Genomic DNA, 17,693 nt, shown 5'->3' with positions numbered 1-17,693 from the left:
ATCTCCTAGAATAAGCGTTCTTGAATGTGATAGGTAACATCTTCGTGTTCGTTCAGATAGGCTAGCAGAATCATCTGTTGATTGGCATTGCGTTCTTCAGGAGCAATTTTTTGAATTTGGCTGAGTAATTCCTTGGGGAAAAAGATCCGATGGTCACCACGAACCTGACTTGCTAACGAACGAACTAAGCTGGAAACTTCTGATAGTTCGATGACTTGCTTGGTTTTTGTGATTAATTCAATCTGATTTTTTCGGCTTTCGTGACCAGGTCGATAGTAGTCATAGGGGAGATCAAAGCAAGAGTCTTCGAAGAGGTAATAGTCTGGATCAAAGTCAAAATGCATGAGCTCTGTATAAACTGCTGTTTTTAATTGTTCACGTTCGGCTTGACTGGTAATAATTGATTTAAAGGGCTGCCGGTTTAAAAATCTTTGGGCTAGGTCAGATAAAATGGGGTCTTTTTCTCGGGCCCACAGGTGAAAATAGGCACTTACAACATGGTCGTCCAATTGAAGATAGTCTCTAACTTGCCAATTGCCGGTTAGAAAGGGCTCGAGTAGTTCAATGGCGGATTCGAGTTTGTTTGTGCCGGGAAGATTGAAGTAGATATCCTTGGCTCTTGCAAAGAGAGCCTTTAAGACTTGCTCCATACCCCGTGAGACAGGATGAAAATAGACTTGCATGTACATCTGGTAACGGCTGATAAAGAAGTCTTCAACGGCATGCATTCCTGAGAAATCAAAAGCGATTTGATCTTGGTAAGGCCGGATGACGCGTGAAATTCGGGTTAGGTCAAAAGCTCCGTACGAAACTCCCGTATAAAAAGCATCCCTTAGTAAATAATCCATTCGATCTGCATCGAGTTGACTGGAAATCAGTTGGACGACCTGTTGGTTGGGGTAAGTCTTATTAATAACAGAGGCAACCTTATGAGGAAAGTCGGTACCGAGTTGACTAAGGATTTGATTAATTTGAGTTTCGGGCGAGGTGATGATAGCCTGGGTGAGTTCTTCATGGTTGGTTCCAAAAATTCCTTCAAAAGTATGAGAGAAGGGACCGTGTCCGATATCGTGTAACAAGGCTGCACAAATAGCGACCATTCTTTCTTGACTTTGCCATAAGCCATCATTATTTGCTTTTGATTGATAGTTTCGGTCAAATTGACTGATTATTCGACGGGTGACCTCATAGACTCCCAAGGAATGGTTGAAGCGAGAATGTTCAGCTCCATGAAAAGTATAAGAAGAGGTACCTAGTTGTTTGATACGACGTAAGCGTTGGAATTCTTGGGTATCAATGAGTTGAAGGATAATTTTGTCACGAATATGGACATAGTCATGAACTGGATCACGAAAAACTTTCTCACGCGGTAATTTTTGTGTTTGAATTGCTTGATCAAATGGGGACATCCGCTCACTCCTTAAAGGTAAACAAAATTGGTTAAGCTTGAATTTGTTGGCTACGTTGGAAGGCTTTATCGAATAAAGGTAAGTAAAGCTTGTGAAGTTGTTCGTCTCCATAGTTGCCGAACTGAACCTTATTATAGGCGTTAAATACTTGTAAGAGTCGATTTTGATAATCGGCGACCGTCATTTCTTGGCCGATCAAGTCACTTAGGGTGGTCATTGATTGGGGATTAACTTGTGGAAAGCGATCATCAGCATGACTAATTTTATAGAAATCTCTCATTAGCTCACCGCGTTGAATTTGGTCGCCTTGCACGCCAATATAAGCCGCAGTCGTGACGCCATCTTTAAAACGTCGTTGGGCAATGCCACCTACTTTTTTATTCTGGATTACAATATCATAACTTCCCGGGCAATAGGAGTCGACGATTTCATAGGCTTCAACTTTTAATGAATTATCTAAGCTAGCTTGTACTAAGTCGATAATTAATTGATAAGCTTCTTCGATGGCGAGCTTAACAGAACGATTATCTGTCGCCAGTGCGAAGTTTAAAATTCCGGTATCTTCGACAACTCCCAGACCACCATGAGATCGGAGGGAGACGACATATCCTTTTTCTTTAAGAAACTCTACTCCTTTGCTGAATTGGGCGAGGGTTTTGTCTTTAGCACCTAGGTATACGGTAACCACATTAAGAGGGTAAAAATGCAAAATGCTATAGGGCTTTTGACCTTCTTTTCTTTGATCATTGATCACTTGCAGGTACCTTAAAAAAGTATCTTGATAGGCTAAGGCCACATCCCGCTGATCCTTATCCGGGTTGTTTTTCTCATCGAAAACAAGAATTTGATGTTGATTAATAAAGTCTTGATAGTCAATTTGAGGCATAGTTCGACTCCTTTTGTTCTTTTTTAGCACTTTGATTATACCAAAAAATGCGTTATAATGGGATGAAGTCAAGTAAAATTGTCTCATGATGCACCAGTAGCTCAACGGGATAGAGCTCTCGCCTCCTAAGCGAAAAATGATGGTTCGAGTCCGTCCTGGTGTATTTTCTTTGAAATAAGTGAGGAGGGTCTATGGAGGTCAGTCAAAAAACGATTCACGTCCAACAATCAATAAAAGATCAAGAGGGTCAAATCCAAGACACTTTGAATCAGATCGCTCAGGCGGAAATTATCCATTTAAAGTCATTTAGTCGATTGTGTTATCAAGATGTATCCGATGAACAAGTCATTCTTAAATGGTTAAAAAATGATTCAAATGACTGGCTATTAGAGATCCGGAAAAATCAAGGGATTTTTACTTTTTGCGAGACCTATCCCACACAGGTTAACTATCAAACGCAGATGGGGCCGATTACTTTTAAAATTCAAACAAAACAACTGATGATTGTTCAGGAGCAAGATCGGTTTCAGATAGAATTGGAATATGATTTAAGTCAAGCGGAAGAAGCTTTTGGCTCTTATCATTTTCAATTGAAATTCAACGATTAAAAAGTTAAGATAATGAAGTATATAAGGGGGATAATGATGGAATTAAAAGAATTTGAAGGTCAAGTTAAATCTGAGCTGTCCTTAATTGAAGTTGCACATGCCATCTTAGAAGAAAGTGGAGAAATCATTAATTTTACAGAGCTTCTTTTGCAGATTCAAGATTATTTAGATTTGTCGGATGAGCTCATAGAGGCAAAAATGACACGTTTTTATACAGACTTAAATATCGACGGACGCTTTATCTCATTAGGAGATAACCGCTGGGGTCTGAGAGCTTGGTATGCGGTCGATGAGATTGATGAAGAAATTATTACCTCTTCTGAAGAAGAAGAGAACTCACAACGGAAACGTCGTAAAAAACGGAAACATAACGCGTTTGCGGATAATGAAGATAATGCGATTGACTATAATGATGATGATCCAGAAGACGGCGATAATGCTTATGACTATGATGACGAAGAAGATAAGGACCTCGAAGAGGAAGATGATGAAGATGATGCAATGGAAGTCTTAGTCGCCGATGTCGAGGAAGATGATGAAGATGAAGAATTAAACGAATATGCGAGCGATTTATCTGAGTTAGGTGAAGATGAGATTGACTTGGATGAAAAGGAAAGTTTTGAGGATGAAGACGAAGACGACTTCGAAGATGAAGATGACGAGGAAGAATAGAATATTCTTTCAAGGATTATGTATAGAGGCTGTAGCATAAGCTCACAGCCTCCTCTTTTTTTGTAGATTCAAGGGTCGAATGTCGATCGGTATTATGATAAAATACGCCTATAAGTAGCTTTTGAGTAGGGGGTCAGATTATGGATCAATCAGTACAAGCAATAGGTAGCTTTTTACTCAATCATCGGTACTTCCCAGCTTTTGAAGAATGGATCATTAAGGAAAAAATAGAGGTTACTGATCGTTTGTTGGATCTTCTACATTTACGGGAATCCTATTTGAAAGGGGATTTGGACCGTGTCAAAAAGAGGGCTGCGGACTTAGGTTTTTCATTCTTAGTGGCACCCAGCCTTTTAGAACAACGCGTTTATCGGTGTGTGCAAGCCATGGAATTGAAATTAAGATCTGAGGCTTATGATGATTATTTAAGGCAATTGACCCCTTTATTGGTGGATATATTTCGCTTATTAGTCCAAGAACATATTCTAGCTGATTTGGATCGATACCTAATTGAAGTTTTTAAAGAGACTGTGGAAGGGCGTTCGATCTATCGTGGAATTCGGTGGAATCAAGATCAGATTGAGTCGCATCCCAATTTAATTCAAGCTACCTTTAATAAATACTATGGTGAATATTTTAATTATGACCATTACCTATCTTCTAGTCATTTAATGAAGATTATTGAAGCTAATAGTCAAGATCGGCATATTGTTGATTTAGCCAAAGCAATGCGACAAATCGAAAAATATACACGGAATATTGTGGCCCATGAGCTTATCCATGTCGATGATGCATGGTTGCTTCACCGTATTGGTAAAAACAGTTCTGAGATTCATCATGATGTAATTAGCCTAGCTAATAAAGCTGGTTTAAAGGATATGAAGCAATGGCAAGGTCTTAAATTGATTGAAAAAGCAATTCGACAAGAATATCAGCTTGGGTTTAATAAATAAGCAGAATATCTGCGATAATTTTTTAGGAGTGAATAGTTTGAAAAAATTAGTAATACGTGGTGGCCGTCCTTTAACTGGTGAAATCAATGTGAATGGTGCCAAAAATTCAATTGTGGCTTTAATGCCAGCAGCAATACTAGCGGACTCAGAAGTTGTTCTCGAAGGGGTGCCGGATATTCAAGATGTGCATTCACTGATCGATATACTAAATGATTTTAAGGTTAAGACTTCCTTTGAAAATAATGTGTTAAAAATTGATCCAACACAAATGCAGTCAATTCCTATGCCGACTGGAAAAATTCAAAGTTTACGGGCGTCCTATTATTTTATGGGAGCGACTCTTTCAAAATTTGGAGAAGGGGTAATTGGACTTCCTGGAGGATGTTTTTTAGGGCCAAGACCAATTGATCAGCATATCAAGGCTTTTCGCTCGTTAGGTGCTCAGGTAGAAGATGAATATGGTGTGATTACCTTGACAACGGGTTCAGAAGGTTTACAAGGAACGCGAATCTATATGGATGTGGTTTCGGTGGGGGCTACGATTAACACTATTTTAGCGGCTGTGAAGGCCAAGGGAAAAACGGTGATTGAAAATGCAGCCAAAGAACCTGAAATTATCGATCTAGTGACTTTGTTAAATAAGATGGGGGCCAAGATTCGAGGAGCTGGGACCTCGGTTATTCGAATTGAAGGTGTGGATCATCTGACAGGCACTTCACATACGATTATCCCAGATCGGATTGAAGCTGGTACCTACCTTGCAATGGCAGTTGCGATTGGTCAAGAAATTCGAATTAACAATGTTATCTTTGAACATATTGAAAGTTTTATTGCTAAGTTGGACGAGATGGGTGCTCGCATGGAGATCAGTGAAGATTCGATTTTGGTGCATCATTCTGATGATTTAAAGATGGTTTCTCTGAAAACTCAACCTTATCCTGGTTTCGCGACAGACTTACAACAACCTTTAACCCCTGTATTAACGAAGGCAATTGGGAAGGGAACAATTACAGACACGATTTATCCACAACGTATCAAACATATTCCGGAACTGAATCGAATGGGAGCCAATATCAAGGTCGATGGTGATATTATTCGTATTGAAGGCCCTACTCAATTAACAGGGGCTCAGGTAAAGGCCAGTGATTTACGTGCGGGAGCCTGTTTATTTATAGCGGGATTGATGGCTCAGGGTGAGACAGTTATTACTGGCGTTGATAATATTTTACGCGGCTATTCTAATATTATTGAAAAACTTCAAGCAATCGGAGCGGATATCCAAATGATTGATGATGATCAAGTGGAAGATTAGCAAGGGATAAATGAATGCGTATGAATGATTTTTCGTTAGAAACCTTATTAAAGCAAGAAGTAAAACAGCTTTATGCGTATGCTCGGGAACTCGGTGTTCCCGATTTTTCAAATTTATCCAAAAAGGAATTAGCTTTAGCAGTAATGCGGCATCAAGAAGAAAAGCAAGGATTTTTTAAAGTTGAAGGAATCCTAGATTTATCTAGAGATCAAAATTCCTTATCGTTTATTCGGCCCATTAATTTTTCGCCTTCTAGTGAGGATATTTACATTTCGGATTCACAAATACGTCGCTTTTCCTTACGAAATGGCGATCGAATTTCGGGTCCAGCTAGGCCGCCAAAAGAAAATGAACGTTATAGTGGGTTGATGCAAATATCTGCTGTTAACGGTCAAAATCCGGAAAAAATGGTTCACCGTGATCATTTTGCCTCGTTGACCCCTATATATCCTGATCGACCGTTACATTTATCTTATGCCCAGGAGGTCTTATCTAACCGTTTAATCGACCTTATCTCTCCCGTTGGTTTTGGTCAAAGGGGGATGATAGTGGCTCCGCCAAAAGCAGGGAAAACGACTCTGTTAAAGGAAATTGCTCGAGGGATTCGTCATAATTATCCTAAAACCCATTTATTCGTTCTACTTATTGATGAAAGACCTGAAGAAGTAACTGATTTTGAGCGGTTTGTTGAAGGCGAAGTGGTTGCCTCTACTTTTGATCAAACACCAAGCAATCATATCCGGGTAGCCTCGCTATTGTTGGCACATGCCCAAAGGCTTGTTGAGAGTGGTGAGGATGTCGTCATTTTATTAGATTCGATTACTCGATTAGCAAGAGCATATAATTTGGTAGTTAAGCCTTCTGGACGAACACTCACAGGTGGTTTTGATCCGGCTGCCTTTTACTTTCCTAAGCGTTTTTTTGGTTCAGCTCGTAATATTGAGAATGGAGGATCTTTAACGATTCTCGCTACGGCATTGGTGGACACTGGCTCACGAATGGATGAGATTATCTATGAAGAATTTAAAGGAACAGGGAATATGGAATTGCACTTGTCTCGTGAGTTAGCTAATCGGCGTATTTTCCCTGCTTTAGATATTAAAAACTCGTCTACAAGGCGAGAAGAGTACTTGATGGATGACCATACGTTAGATTTAATTTGGCGGTTACGAAAGGGACTAGGTAGAGAAACTTTAGAGATAACCGACCAGCTGATTCAGCTTTTAAGTCGATCAGAAGATCAAATTTCCTTTTTACAAGCCCTAGAGAAGTTGCTTCCAAAATAGATGAATAATGATGTATATAGCTTAATCTGACCCTCCTTCTTGAAGTGAGTGTCAGAAGAAAAAGTTTTTAAAGGCTGTGGTCGAGTGCCATGGCTTTTTTGATTGGGCTTGTGAAAAAAATAAATTTTACGAAGAAAAGGGGGATGTCATTGGCTTTGTGACTCCTCAAATTTGAACAAGGCAAAATATCCCTTGAAAATCCATTTGCATCTGATATGATACTATATGTAGTGATGAATTGATTGGTATCTACTAAATATTGTGTTTTTATATTTATTTTAGTGATGAGGAATGGTCTAAATCGTATGCTGTTCCTTTTTGAAAGGAATGAAAGTCATGGAAACGACAAGATATCGATGGCAATTTACTGGGATGAGTCAGGAAATGCACCAAGCTTATATTAATGCAACAAGCTTAGAAAAAGCGATGGAACAATTAATTAATAAAGATCAGCGCGTCATTAATGAAAATGCTAATAAAGATGCCAATGTATTTAATACACAAAGGGATTTAACGGCTGGAAGTGTTGCTAAAGCGGTTGGGTTAAAAATGATGCCTAAGTCTGTTGCTTTTGCACATCTTAAGGGAGATATTCATTTTCATGACTTAGACTATTCACCCTATATGCCAATGACAAATTGTTGTTTAGTAGATATAGAAGGTATGCTTAAAAATGGCTTTGAAATTGGGAACGCCAAAGTGGAGAGCCCTAAATCCATTCAAACCGCAGCCGCTTTAGTGAGTCAGGTTATTGCCAATGTTGCGTCCAGTCAGTTTGGAGGAACATCCATTGATCGAATCGATGAAGTATTGGCTCCTTATGCTGAAATATCTTATCAAAAGCACTTTAAAAAGGCTCAAAAATGGATTGAAGACCCTGCCAAACAAGAAGCATATGCTAAAGAACTCACCGCTAAGGAAATTCACGACGCTTGTCAAAGTATGGAATATGAAGTGAATACCCTGTATACTTCCAACGGGCAAACCCCTTTTGTTACTTTTGGTTTTGGACTAGGTACTTCATGGTATGCTCGAGAAATTCAAAAAGCCATGCTTGAAATTCGCATTGCGGGCTTGGGAAAAGATAAGCGTACAGCGATCTTTCCTAAATTAGTCTTTATTTTACAGGATGGCATTAACCTCAAATCTGAAGATCCAAACTATGATATCAAACAATTAGCGGTTGAATGTTCCACTAAGCGGATGTATCCCGATGTGATTTCAGCAAAAGTATTAACAGAGATTACTGGAGATGTTAAGACGAGTATGGGATGCCGTTCTTTTCCTCAAAAATGGGTAGATCCAGAGACTGGAAAAGCGGTGAATGCAGGTCGAATGAATTTAGGGGTGGTGACTTTAAACTTACCGCGGATTGCCTTGGAGTCAAAAGGGAATAAGGATCTTTTTTGGGAGATTCTTGAGGAACGTTTAAGCATCGCTAAAACGGCCCTTTTGTATCGAATTAAACGGGTCAAGGAAGCAAAACCTGAAAATGCGCCAATTCTTTATGAGTTTGGAGCTTTTGGGAAACGTCTTAAAGATGGGGAAGATGTAGATCAGTTATTTAATCATCGTCGAGCCACAATTTCATTAGGCTATATCGGTTTATATGAGGTGGGCAGTGTGTTTTTTGGTCCTGATTGGGAATCAGATGAAACAGCACGTCAGTTTACCTTAGATGTGATGAAGAACCTCAAAGCACATACAGATGCGTGGGGGGATGAATATGGCTATCATTTTTCGGTTTATGGGACGCCTAGTGAATCCTTAACGGATCGATTTTGTCGGTTGGATAAGGCAAAATTTGGAACGATTGAGGGGATTACTGATAAGGGATACTACAATAACTCCTTCCATTTAGATGTACGAAAAGACTGGACCCCTTTTGAAAAATTAACGTTCGAAGCGCCTTATTCTCATTATTCAACAGGTGGATTTATTCAATATGCGGAGTACCCTAATATTAAGCAAAACCCTAAAGCTTTAGAGGCGGTATGGGATTTTGCTTATGATTATGTAGGCTACTTAGGAACTAATGCCGTCATTGATCATTGCTATGAGTGTGGCTTTGACGGTGAATTTAAGGCGACGGCTAAAGGGTTTGAGTGTCCAGAGTGTGGAAATCGAAATCCAGATACTTGTGATGTAGTGAAGCGTACTTGCGGTTATTTAGGTAATCCGATGAAACGTCCTTATATTGAAGGTCGTCAAAAGGAAATCAATGCTCGTGTAAAAAACATGCATGGATCATCTTTAGTAGATGCTGATCAGCATCGATTAGCTCGTTTAAAAATTGAAAATCAAGAAGGTGAGACCTTTGACCACAAGGGATAATTCACAATTACCAAAAAATCCTCGCCCAAAGGAATGGTTGGCCAAGGATTGGTCAAAGGGTAAAATTGCAGATTATAAACCCTATAACTTTGTAGATGGAGAGGGCGTTCGCTGTTCTATCTACGTTTCGGGATGCTTGTTTGCCTGCCCAGGATGTTATAATGCGGCGGCGCAAAATTTTAATTATGGGATTGATTATACGCCTGAATTAGAGGAACAGATATTGAATGATTTGTCAGCACCTTATTGTCAGGGATTAACGCTGTTAGGTGGCGAACCGTTTTTGAATACCAACGTACTTGTGCCCTTATGTCAAAAAGTGCGTCAACGTTTTGGACAGAGTAAGGATATTTGGTCCTGGACAGGTTACACTTTCGAAGAGTTGCAAGAAGAGTCTAGGGATAAGTTAGATCTTTTAGAGATGGTCGATGTCTTAGTTGATGGTCGGTTTTTATTAGCTGAAATGGATTTAACCAAGGCTTTTCGAGGAAGCCGTAATCAACGCATTATTGATGTTAAAGAAACCTATCGTCAAGGTAAGGTGGTTCTTTATATTGATGATTAATAATCGTTTTAAAGAGGTCGGATAATGAACCGGCCTTTTTATTTTAATGAACATTGATACCGCTTTATAATTAGGTATAATAGAAATAACTAATTAAAGAGGAAGGGGATTACCATGAAAAAACAATTAAAAGTCTTGTTAGTAGGTGTGAGCTTGATGCTGTTTTTCCCCAGTGTGACACCATTACTAACGAGTTTTAGTGCAGATATGCCACGGGTCTTGGCTAAAGAATCGAAAGAACTTCTATCTTTAGGGGCTACCTTGTCGTCAGACCAAGAAACGATGACGCGTCAATACTTGGGGGCAGTGAATACCCCAACCAATCAAACATTACGAATTGATGGAAATACGATTAATCGTTATCTTCGGGATGGATCGAATTCAGCAACGGGTGTCTATTCTTCAGCTTTCATTATTCCACAAGCACCTGGCTATGGCGTACAAATTCAAGTAGTCACCCCTCAAAATATTACGATGGTGACACCAACGACTTATCAAAATGCTGCCATCACTTCGGGGGCTAAAGATGTTCTAATAAGAATTGCCACACCGATACAAGTAACTGGTGAAGGAGCCCTAGTGGGTGTGTATGCCTTGCTTGAAAAAACAGGACAAAAGATTGACAATCACGATGTAGATGTGGCAGGTAAAGAAATAAAAGTTGTTCAAAATATCCAAAATATTACCCAGATCAATAATTATCAGATTAACCAGATTATTTCTCAAATTAAGATTGATATTGTTAATCAGATTACTAACAATACTACGATTAATGCAGATCAAATATCTCTGATTGTAATGAATCAACTTCAAGCAGCTAAAGTGGATCATCGTTTGAACAATGATTTATTACAAGAATTATTAAAATTTGCACAGGACTTTGCCGAAACGGATGCTGCAAGACGTAAAGAGACGATTGATCAATTACAAGTATCTGTGATTGGGTCGGGTTGGGAAGAAATTTTAACCAATCAAGAGGGAAGTTTAACGGTTGAGCAAGCCTTGCAGCTTAAGTTGCCGGATTATCAGGATGCTGATCGTTATCATCCGATTATTCCAGCTTTGTTAGATCATCTAATGGTCCAATTAAAGGCAGGGGATACTCAAGCTTGTCAATCAGTGTACTCGCATACATTTATTGTAGAGAAGCTCCAAGCTCCGTTGAGTCAAGAAGAGTACGAGGCACTTAATTATATTCGAGCGCTCTGCTATCAAGTCCTAGCAGGACTTCCAGAGAATAAGGATAGTCAGGATTCGTTAAAAGTAAAATGGTTAAGGACTTTGGATCAAGCTCGTCAAATCCATGATAATCCTGCAATGAGTCAATTGGTTCAAGCAATCGCTTTTGCGACAGGGTATGCGCCAGAGGCTTATAATTATCAATTAAAGCGTCAATCAGATAACAAGATAGATTTAGCGATATTATCCGTTAATCCGGATCAGGAGGGTTCTATTGGAGAGTATCAGGTTGAATTTAAGAGCGAAGAGGATTTATCTGTGAAAGATCTTTCAACGAATGAGACACTTATTCCCGTCTATGACTTTAAAGGAGAGTATGGTGTTGAAGTAGAGGATCACTCAGTTAAAGCACCGATTCCAGTTGATTATCAATTGCAGACAATGGAAGAGTCAAGAGAGGCAGAAGATCAGGAAACGACTCTGATTCTCGGTCAAGAGTCAAGCCAAGAAATGATACAAGAGGAAGCCTCTAGCCAAGAAAATACTAGCTCAACAGATGAGGAAGAAGCCTCTTCTGAAGAAGCGGTTGAAACAAGCGATGAGTCAAGCGAGGATACGACGAGTGAGAATACGGAAGAAGTAGACCCGGTATTACCGAGTGATCCTTTGGGCCAGAGTCGATTTGCTGGGCAAGCTCGCCAGGAATTTGATGAGTATTTCTATAATGAATGGTCAAAGGCCATGGGTCAATCCTATTTAGAATATGGTGATACTAGGCAAGGGGATTTCAATGGGTTAGTTCTGGCACAAGGTTTAGATGGGATCTCGCTACCTATAAATGGATCCAATCTAACGGTTGCAATTGATCGAGTTGATCAGACCCCTCAAGCGGATGTCTTTTACGTTGTGTCGGTGCGATCTGATATGGATAGTAATCCAGAAGATCCTCATGTTTATCTTTTGGGATATCTCAATGGTGAAGCTCATGTCTTGGTTAATCAGGGTAATGCGCTTGCCTTTGCAGACAGTCAAAATGCTGATCTGTCAGAAATGTTTTCTCGAGCCATGGTTGATGTGCTCAATGAGTTAGCCGTTCAAGAGGGAACAGAGGAGTCTACGCCATCCCAGGAAACTGGTCAGGAACAAGTTGAGGACTCGTCGGATGACTTATCGGAAGCTAATTCAGGAGACAGTGATGCTCAAACAGATTCCATTGAGTCTAGTCAGGATGTACCAGAAGAAGTTACTGAAAACCAGGAAGAAGATTCAATGGGTGAGCAACAAATGACGCCAAGTATGGAATTGTTGACTCAATCACTGGCAGAGCAAGCTAGTGGTGAATTAACTTTCTTCCTACAAGGAATGAATGTTCCTCAAGGAATTTTCCTGACTCAAAATGAGATCTTTTTACATAGATTAGAAGATATTTCGGTGAATCCATCTGATTATGATGACCTTCGTCAGATGCCTTTTAATCAAGGTGAAAACTACAGTTACCAACTTCAATCAATCCCATCCAAAGAAATTCGAATTTTTTCTGCAGATCAATCAGGAATACGGACCGTTCAGGTTGATACACGAATTAATCTCTTAGGACTCCGAGAGGATGCAGGCTATTCGAATGATTTCTATCTATTTATTAATCGCCAGGGTAAATTGACTTTAGCGACGCCGAATTTTGCGGGAAATGTTTCACCTGATGAGTCAGATGTGATGTTGGAGTATCCATTATTTAACTAAATTAGACCATATTAACTCAAAAAGGCCGAGTCATAAATTTTTTATGACTCGGCTTTTTTTGAGTGAAGCAAGATTAGGGGGTGATATTATTAATAAAGTTATCTTGGTAAAGATCCTTAGCGACTAAACTAACGAAGTATTCCATTCCTTCAATCGATAGATGGATATCGTCAATATCATAGTATTCAGGATGACCTTGAGCGATAGCATGCCAATCAATCACATGAACATTTGGATAGGTTTGACTGGCCCATGAAATGATATCATTAACTTGTTTAAGGTGCTCGACGGCAGAGTTCGTTGTAACTAGGTAGATCTGACGATCGCCTGCAACTTTAATTAAGTCACTAATCCCCTCCTCGTCTAATCCGGCATTGGTACCAATATTAATGACTAGCGTATCATTAACAACACCTTCTTGGACTAATTGAGCCAACTTTTCATCGGCATCCCATACTTGCATTGATACATAACCAAAGAAATTTGAGGACCGGAAGAGATTCACAAAAGCTGGACCATTCAACTTGGCTAATGAGTCCCCGAAGAGGGTCACTTTTGCTTCCAGAGCATAGACTTGTTGAAGTGGTGTTAAGGACTCTGCAATAATCGGATTAAAAACAGCTAACTCATCGATAATTGCTTGATTTTCTTCTGAAATATCTAAGCTAGCAAGGTCTATTCGTTGACGTGGATCCTCTTTTAAGGCTAGCTCAACGGGACTTTCCCTTGTTTGCACAGGAAGAATGAAATGGGTTCCTAATGTTTTATCAACTTGGCTAAGATAGTCTTTTAAGTTTTTGGCAGCATGGTCGTATGGATAATAAAAATTCAAGGGGCTTGGATCGGCTTGGTAGTTGCCATATTCTAATTGGAATAAGGCTAAAGGTTTATCATTTTTAGAGATCGCAATGCCATATCCCAACGCCATACACAGCCCCCAAAAAATAAAACTACGAGCTAAGGTTAGTAGCCCAGGTGTTCCGGTATAGAAGGAGCCAAAAGTCTTAAGATCTTGTATCCAGGATAGATCATTACCAAATAAATAGGTAAAACGCTTGGATTCGATGAAGTAATAAAAAAGGCTACCTATCATAAAAATGCTGATAAAGCAGATGATTTTTAATAAAATAACTTGCCCTTGAAAGAGTCTTAATAAACTAAAAGCTAGAACGGTTATCGGATAGTAACAAAGGTAGAAAGAGTATGAGGCTTTGCCAATATATGTCAGACCAGGATTTCCGATGGTTGATTCAAAAAACTTGTTAGAACGTTGATTAGCAAATAAAAAGACCAAGGTTAAAAGATCAAAATAAGCTAGGCCCATTTGATAAGTCCAAGGATGATTATCATTTAGGCTGAAAGTCATCAAGAGCATGTCGAAGAGGGCGATCGTCCCGATTAGGGTGATGAAAATAGTGCTTTTTCGTGAGGATAGATGACGGAATAATTTATTGAGTTCTGGAAATAGAAAATACGCGAAAATCCCAGTGGCGAATGAACCGTAACGTGTAAAAAGACCATAATAAACATTTGATGGATCAGTGTTGGGTCGGTAGAGTTGCCAATAAGCCCCATGACAGATAAAAACAATAGCTAGCCAAAAGAAAACTTGATACTTGCTCCAAGGCTCCCAAATCCGTTCACTAAACCATCGATTAATCAGCAATAAAATTAATGAAACGATGAAGGATTGGACATAAATGGCCACATACCATAAATGAGTAAAGGGTGAAGCTAGGGCCATGTCAGTAAAATAGGACTTATCACTAGCTAGTTGATAGAAGTTGTTAAAGAAAAATAAAGATGCTAAGATATCGTTTCGCATACTTTTTAGTGCAGTTGGATTAACGATTAAATATAAAGATACGATAATAGCCATGAGCCACAGAAGTGGTATCCAAAGACGGGCTAATTGTTTTTGAATTAAGCGGAGGGTATTTGTTTTCCATTGATTAAAAGATAGGTCTTGAATCTTACGCGCTAAAAAATAGCCTCCAAAAACAAGGAAGGCATTGACGTAAAAGAAGCCTCCTGGAACGAAATTTGGCCATAGATGGTATAAAATAACGGCAAGAATGGATAGTCCCTTCAAGCCGTCTAAGCTTTTGATGCGGTTGCTTTGCATAGTATTCAACTCTCTTTATGTTATTCATGGTCATTATAAGCTTAATAAGAATAAATTAAAAGTTTATTTAAAGAATTTTTTAAAGGGGATAACGAATAATACTTATATAAATGTATTTAGTGTAGTATTCTGTTTTAGTCGATAAGTGCTTATACTCATGGTCCAGAGCGAGTCCCTTTTTTTGTTAGATTATTTTAAAACATAGTAGGCTAGGATTATTAAAATAATAAAGAGTAACCAACGAGAATTGGACGGTTCTGATTTTTTACGCTTTTTGCGAGATCTACCTAGGTAAGAAAGCGGATTGGTTGAGAAGGTGGTACGACGGTAGATGGTATTATAGAGGGCTTTTTTAGGATTTCTTAGCCATCCCATTCCTTTTTTTCCATAAAAGGGATTGAAGCTTCGCTTGATACGCCGTTTGATTGGACCGGTGGTACGAGCCTTAATGCTTTTTTCAAGATTCATTTTACGTGGACCTATTTTCATTAGGAGTCTTCCTTTCTTCGCTAGATATTAATTCCATTCTATAATGAACGCATCGATAAAGCACTATTTATTTTTTATAAATTTTTAACGCAGGGACTTGACAGCTTACTTTTTAATGATTATAATTAAGCTACAATCAAATAAGATAAATCTGAACAAGCGGTAAATTTATTTACGCAGCTGGGTTACATGAAAAATGTAACAGCAGAGCCAGAGCGCACTGTGAGACAGTTATTAACTGTCTTTGGTGCGCTCTTTTTTTATACTTATTTTGATTAGTGACTAAAAAGGAGACGAGAAAGATGTTGACGTATTTGTTAAAAGAAAGAAGCGGCCGGTTTGTATTATTAGGAACAGGATGTCTATTAGCTGGTTACTTGTGCCAATTTCTATCTTTGCCCCTGGTTTCAACGCTGTGTTTTTACATTGCGATATTCTTTTTAGGTTATCAAGCTACCAAAAATGCTATCGTAGATACCTGGCAGAATCGCCAACTCAATGTTGATCTGTTGATGATTTTAGCGGCTTTGGGAGCGTGTACTATTGGATTTGAATCAGAAGGTGCTTTGCTCTTGTTTATATTTGCAGTCGCAGAAGTCCTAGAACAATATGCCAATGATCGCTCGTCGTCGGCAATTACGGCTTTGATGAGCCAAGTACCAGAAACAGCTCAACGACTTTTGCCTTCTGGTGAAACAGAAGAAGTATTAACCGGGGAATTAAAAGTTGGTGATCAAATTTTGATTGCTAAAGGGGCACAAATTTCCATTGACGGAACGGTTGAGTCGGCGGTTGAAGTTAATGAGGCTGCTTTGACAGGGGAGTCCGTACCGGTTCATAAAAATATAGGCGAGGAAGTCTATGCTGGAACAGTAAATGCTGGCCAGTCCTTTGTGCTCAAGGTATCGAAAACAGCAGATCAAACGGTCTTTTCGAATATTATCCGTATGGTGGAAGAGGCCGAAAACCGTCCAAGTAAGGCTTCGCGATTTATTGATAAAATTGAAAATAAATATGTATGGTCTGTATTAATTGCGGTCCCACTCTTTATTGCGCTTTTGCATTTTGGTCAAGGGTTAAGTTTCCAAGAAGCTTTTTATCGGGGAATGGTTTTCTTAACGGTGGCGAGTCCATGTGCCTTAGTGGCCTCAGCCACTCCTGCTACTTTAGCGGCTATTTCTAAAGGGGCTAGAAACGGTATTCTAGTGAAAGGGGGAGCTGCTCTGGAAGCTTTGAATCAAATGGAGCACTTATTGAGTGATAAGACGGGAACTTTGACCTTCGGAGCCTTTGATGTGGTCGACTATGAGCTAGCGGATGAATTGTTGGCAGAGGTGGTATTTATGGAACAGCATTCGACCCATCCTATCGCCCAAGCGATCGTGACAAAGTTTAAAACAGTCGATCTATCGCAGTTGGATCGTCAGGAAGAAGTTGAAGAATTGACCGGTTCAGGCCTTCGAAAAGGTTCGATCCAAATCGGAAAGCCGTCTGATTTTAGTGGTTTTGCAGATCCAAAGGGGATTCAAGGTAAACTATCTCAGTCGGATTATACCTATGTCCTAGTGTCGAAAGATCAACAAATTCAAGGTTATTTAGCACTATCTGATCAAATTCGCCCTCAAGCTAAGGAAGCGGTCAAGAATTTTCAGGCGGCGGGTGTTACGGTTCATATGCTAACGGGTGATAATGAAAAAGTGGCACAGCATGTGGCTAGTGAATTAGGGATTGATCAATATCAAGCGGCTATGATGCCAGAAGACAAGATTCACTATGTAAAAACTGGCCAAGATAAAGGTTATATTATGGGAATGATTGGTGATGGAATTAATGATGCGCCAGCCCTAGCCTTGGCAGATATTTCAGTGGCGATGGGATCAGGTTCAGCCGTTGCGATGGAATCTGCGGATATTGTTATTGTAAAAAATGACTTGGCGAAACTCTATCAAGAATTTGAATCCAGTCGAAAATTAAAACGAATTATTCGAGAAAATATAATTTTTGCTGTAGGTGTGATTATTGGCTTGGTTATTGCTAATTTCTTTGGTTGGATTACTTTGCCATATGCCGTATTATTCCATGAAGGATCAACGATTCTTGTTATTTTAAATGGCTTAAGAATGTTGAAATAGATC

General features: G+C 39.4%; 13 protein-coding genes, 1 tRNA gene and 1 riboswitch. Of the genes, 10 read left to right on the top strand and 4 right to left on the bottom strand.

Features of this window, described 5'->3' with window-relative positions:
- Positions 1-5: 5 nt before the first annotated feature.
- Positions 6-1,409: an HD domain-containing protein gene (locus tag HMPREF9706_RS04925; protein WP_006908270.1), complete on the bottom strand. Its 1,404-nt coding sequence runs from the start codon at positions 1,407-1,409 to the stop codon at positions 6-8.
- A gap of 31 nt (positions 1,410-1,440) precedes the next feature.
- Complete coding sequence (locus tag HMPREF9706_RS04920; protein WP_006908269.1) at positions 1,441-2,295, bottom strand: lipoate--protein ligase family protein; 855 nt, start codon at positions 2,293-2,295, stop codon at positions 1,441-1,443.
- A gap of 90 nt (positions 2,296-2,385) precedes the next feature.
- Between HMPREF9706_RS04920 and HMPREF9706_RS04915 the strand changes: the two genes are divergently transcribed.
- From HMPREF9706_RS04915 to HMPREF9706_RS04875, 9 genes are all read left to right on the top strand, one after another.
- Positions 2,386-2,458: transfer RNA gene (locus tag HMPREF9706_RS04915), tRNA-Arg, on the top strand.
- Between the two features lie 28 nt (positions 2,459-2,486).
- Positions 2,487-2,903, top strand: coding sequence for a DUF1934 domain-containing protein (locus tag HMPREF9706_RS04910; RefSeq protein WP_006908268.1), 417 nt, complete (start codon positions 2,487-2,489; stop codon positions 2,901-2,903).
- 36 nt (positions 2,904-2,939) lie between these two features.
- The gene (gene rpoE / locus HMPREF9706_RS04905) at positions 2,940-3,575 is read left to right on the top strand and encodes a DNA-directed RNA polymerase subunit delta (RefSeq protein WP_006908267.1); all 636 of its coding nucleotides are present in this window, start codon (positions 2,940-2,942) and stop codon (positions 3,573-3,575) included.
- A gap of 140 nt (positions 3,576-3,715) precedes the next feature.
- On the top strand, positions 3,716-4,528 hold the full coding sequence (locus HMPREF9706_RS04900; RefSeq protein ID WP_006908266.1) for a hypothetical protein: 813 nt from the start codon (positions 3,716-3,718) through the stop codon (positions 4,526-4,528).
- A 37-nt stretch (positions 4,529-4,565) separates the two neighbouring features.
- Positions 4,566-5,840, top strand: coding sequence for a UDP-N-acetylglucosamine 1-carboxyvinyltransferase (locus HMPREF9706_RS04895; protein ID WP_006908265.1), 1,275 nt, complete (start codon positions 4,566-4,568; stop codon positions 5,838-5,840).
- Between the two features lie 20 nt (positions 5,841-5,860).
- Positions 5,861-7,126 carry a transcription termination factor Rho gene (gene rho, locus HMPREF9706_RS04890; protein WP_035392929.1) on the top strand — a complete coding sequence of 422 codons (1,266 nt, stop codon included), beginning with the start codon at positions 5,861-5,863 and terminating at the stop codon, positions 7,124-7,126.
- Positions 7,127-7,462: 336 nt separating this feature from the next.
- Positions 7,463-9,460: an anaerobic ribonucleoside-triphosphate reductase gene (gene nrdD, locus HMPREF9706_RS04885; protein ID WP_006908263.1), complete on the top strand. Its 1,998-nt coding sequence runs from the start codon at positions 7,463-7,465 to the stop codon at positions 9,458-9,460.
- A complete protein-coding gene (nrdG, locus tag HMPREF9706_RS04880) occupies positions 9,444-10,025 on the top strand; it encodes an anaerobic ribonucleoside-triphosphate reductase activating protein (RefSeq protein ID WP_006908262.1) in 582 nt (193 codons plus the stop codon). The genes nrdD and nrdG overlap by 17 nt, the downstream gene beginning before the upstream one ends.
- A 114-nt stretch (positions 10,026-10,139) precedes the next feature.
- Positions 10,140-12,944, top strand: a complete 2,805-nt coding sequence (locus tag HMPREF9706_RS04875; protein ID WP_006908261.1) for a DUF1002 domain-containing protein — start codon at positions 10,140-10,142, stop codon at positions 12,942-12,944.
- 73 nt (positions 12,945-13,017) lie between these two features.
- Here HMPREF9706_RS04875 and HMPREF9706_RS04870 read toward each other — a convergent pair whose 3' ends face one another.
- Positions 13,018-15,069 (bottom strand): acyltransferase family protein, encoded by a 2,052-nt coding sequence (locus HMPREF9706_RS04870; protein ID WP_006908260.1) that lies wholly within the window; start codon positions 15,067-15,069, stop codon positions 13,018-13,020.
- Positions 15,070-15,258: 189 nt separating this feature from the next.
- Positions 15,259-15,558 (bottom strand): hypothetical protein, encoded by a 300-nt coding sequence (locus tag HMPREF9706_RS04865; RefSeq protein ID WP_006908259.1) that lies wholly within the window; start codon positions 15,556-15,558, stop codon positions 15,259-15,261.
- Positions 15,559-15,699: 141 nt separating this feature from the next.
- Positions 15,700-15,791, top strand: a riboswitch (NiCo riboswitch).
- A 69-nt stretch (positions 15,792-15,860) separates the two neighbouring features.
- Here HMPREF9706_RS04865 and HMPREF9706_RS04860 point away from each other — a divergent pair.
- On the top strand, positions 15,861-17,690 hold the full coding sequence (locus HMPREF9706_RS04860; protein ID WP_006908258.1) for a heavy metal translocating P-type ATPase: 1,830 nt from the start codon (positions 15,861-15,863) through the stop codon (positions 17,688-17,690).
- Positions 17,691-17,693: the final 3 nt, after the last annotated feature.

Source organism: Facklamia hominis CCUG 36813, from assembly GCF_000301035.1.
In the GTDB taxonomy this organism is placed as follows: domain Bacteria; phylum Bacillota; class Bacilli; order Lactobacillales; family Aerococcaceae; genus Facklamia; species Facklamia hominis.
The sequence above is the reverse complement of the archived record's forward strand: the minus strand, read 5'-3'. Positions and strand labels throughout refer to the sequence as shown.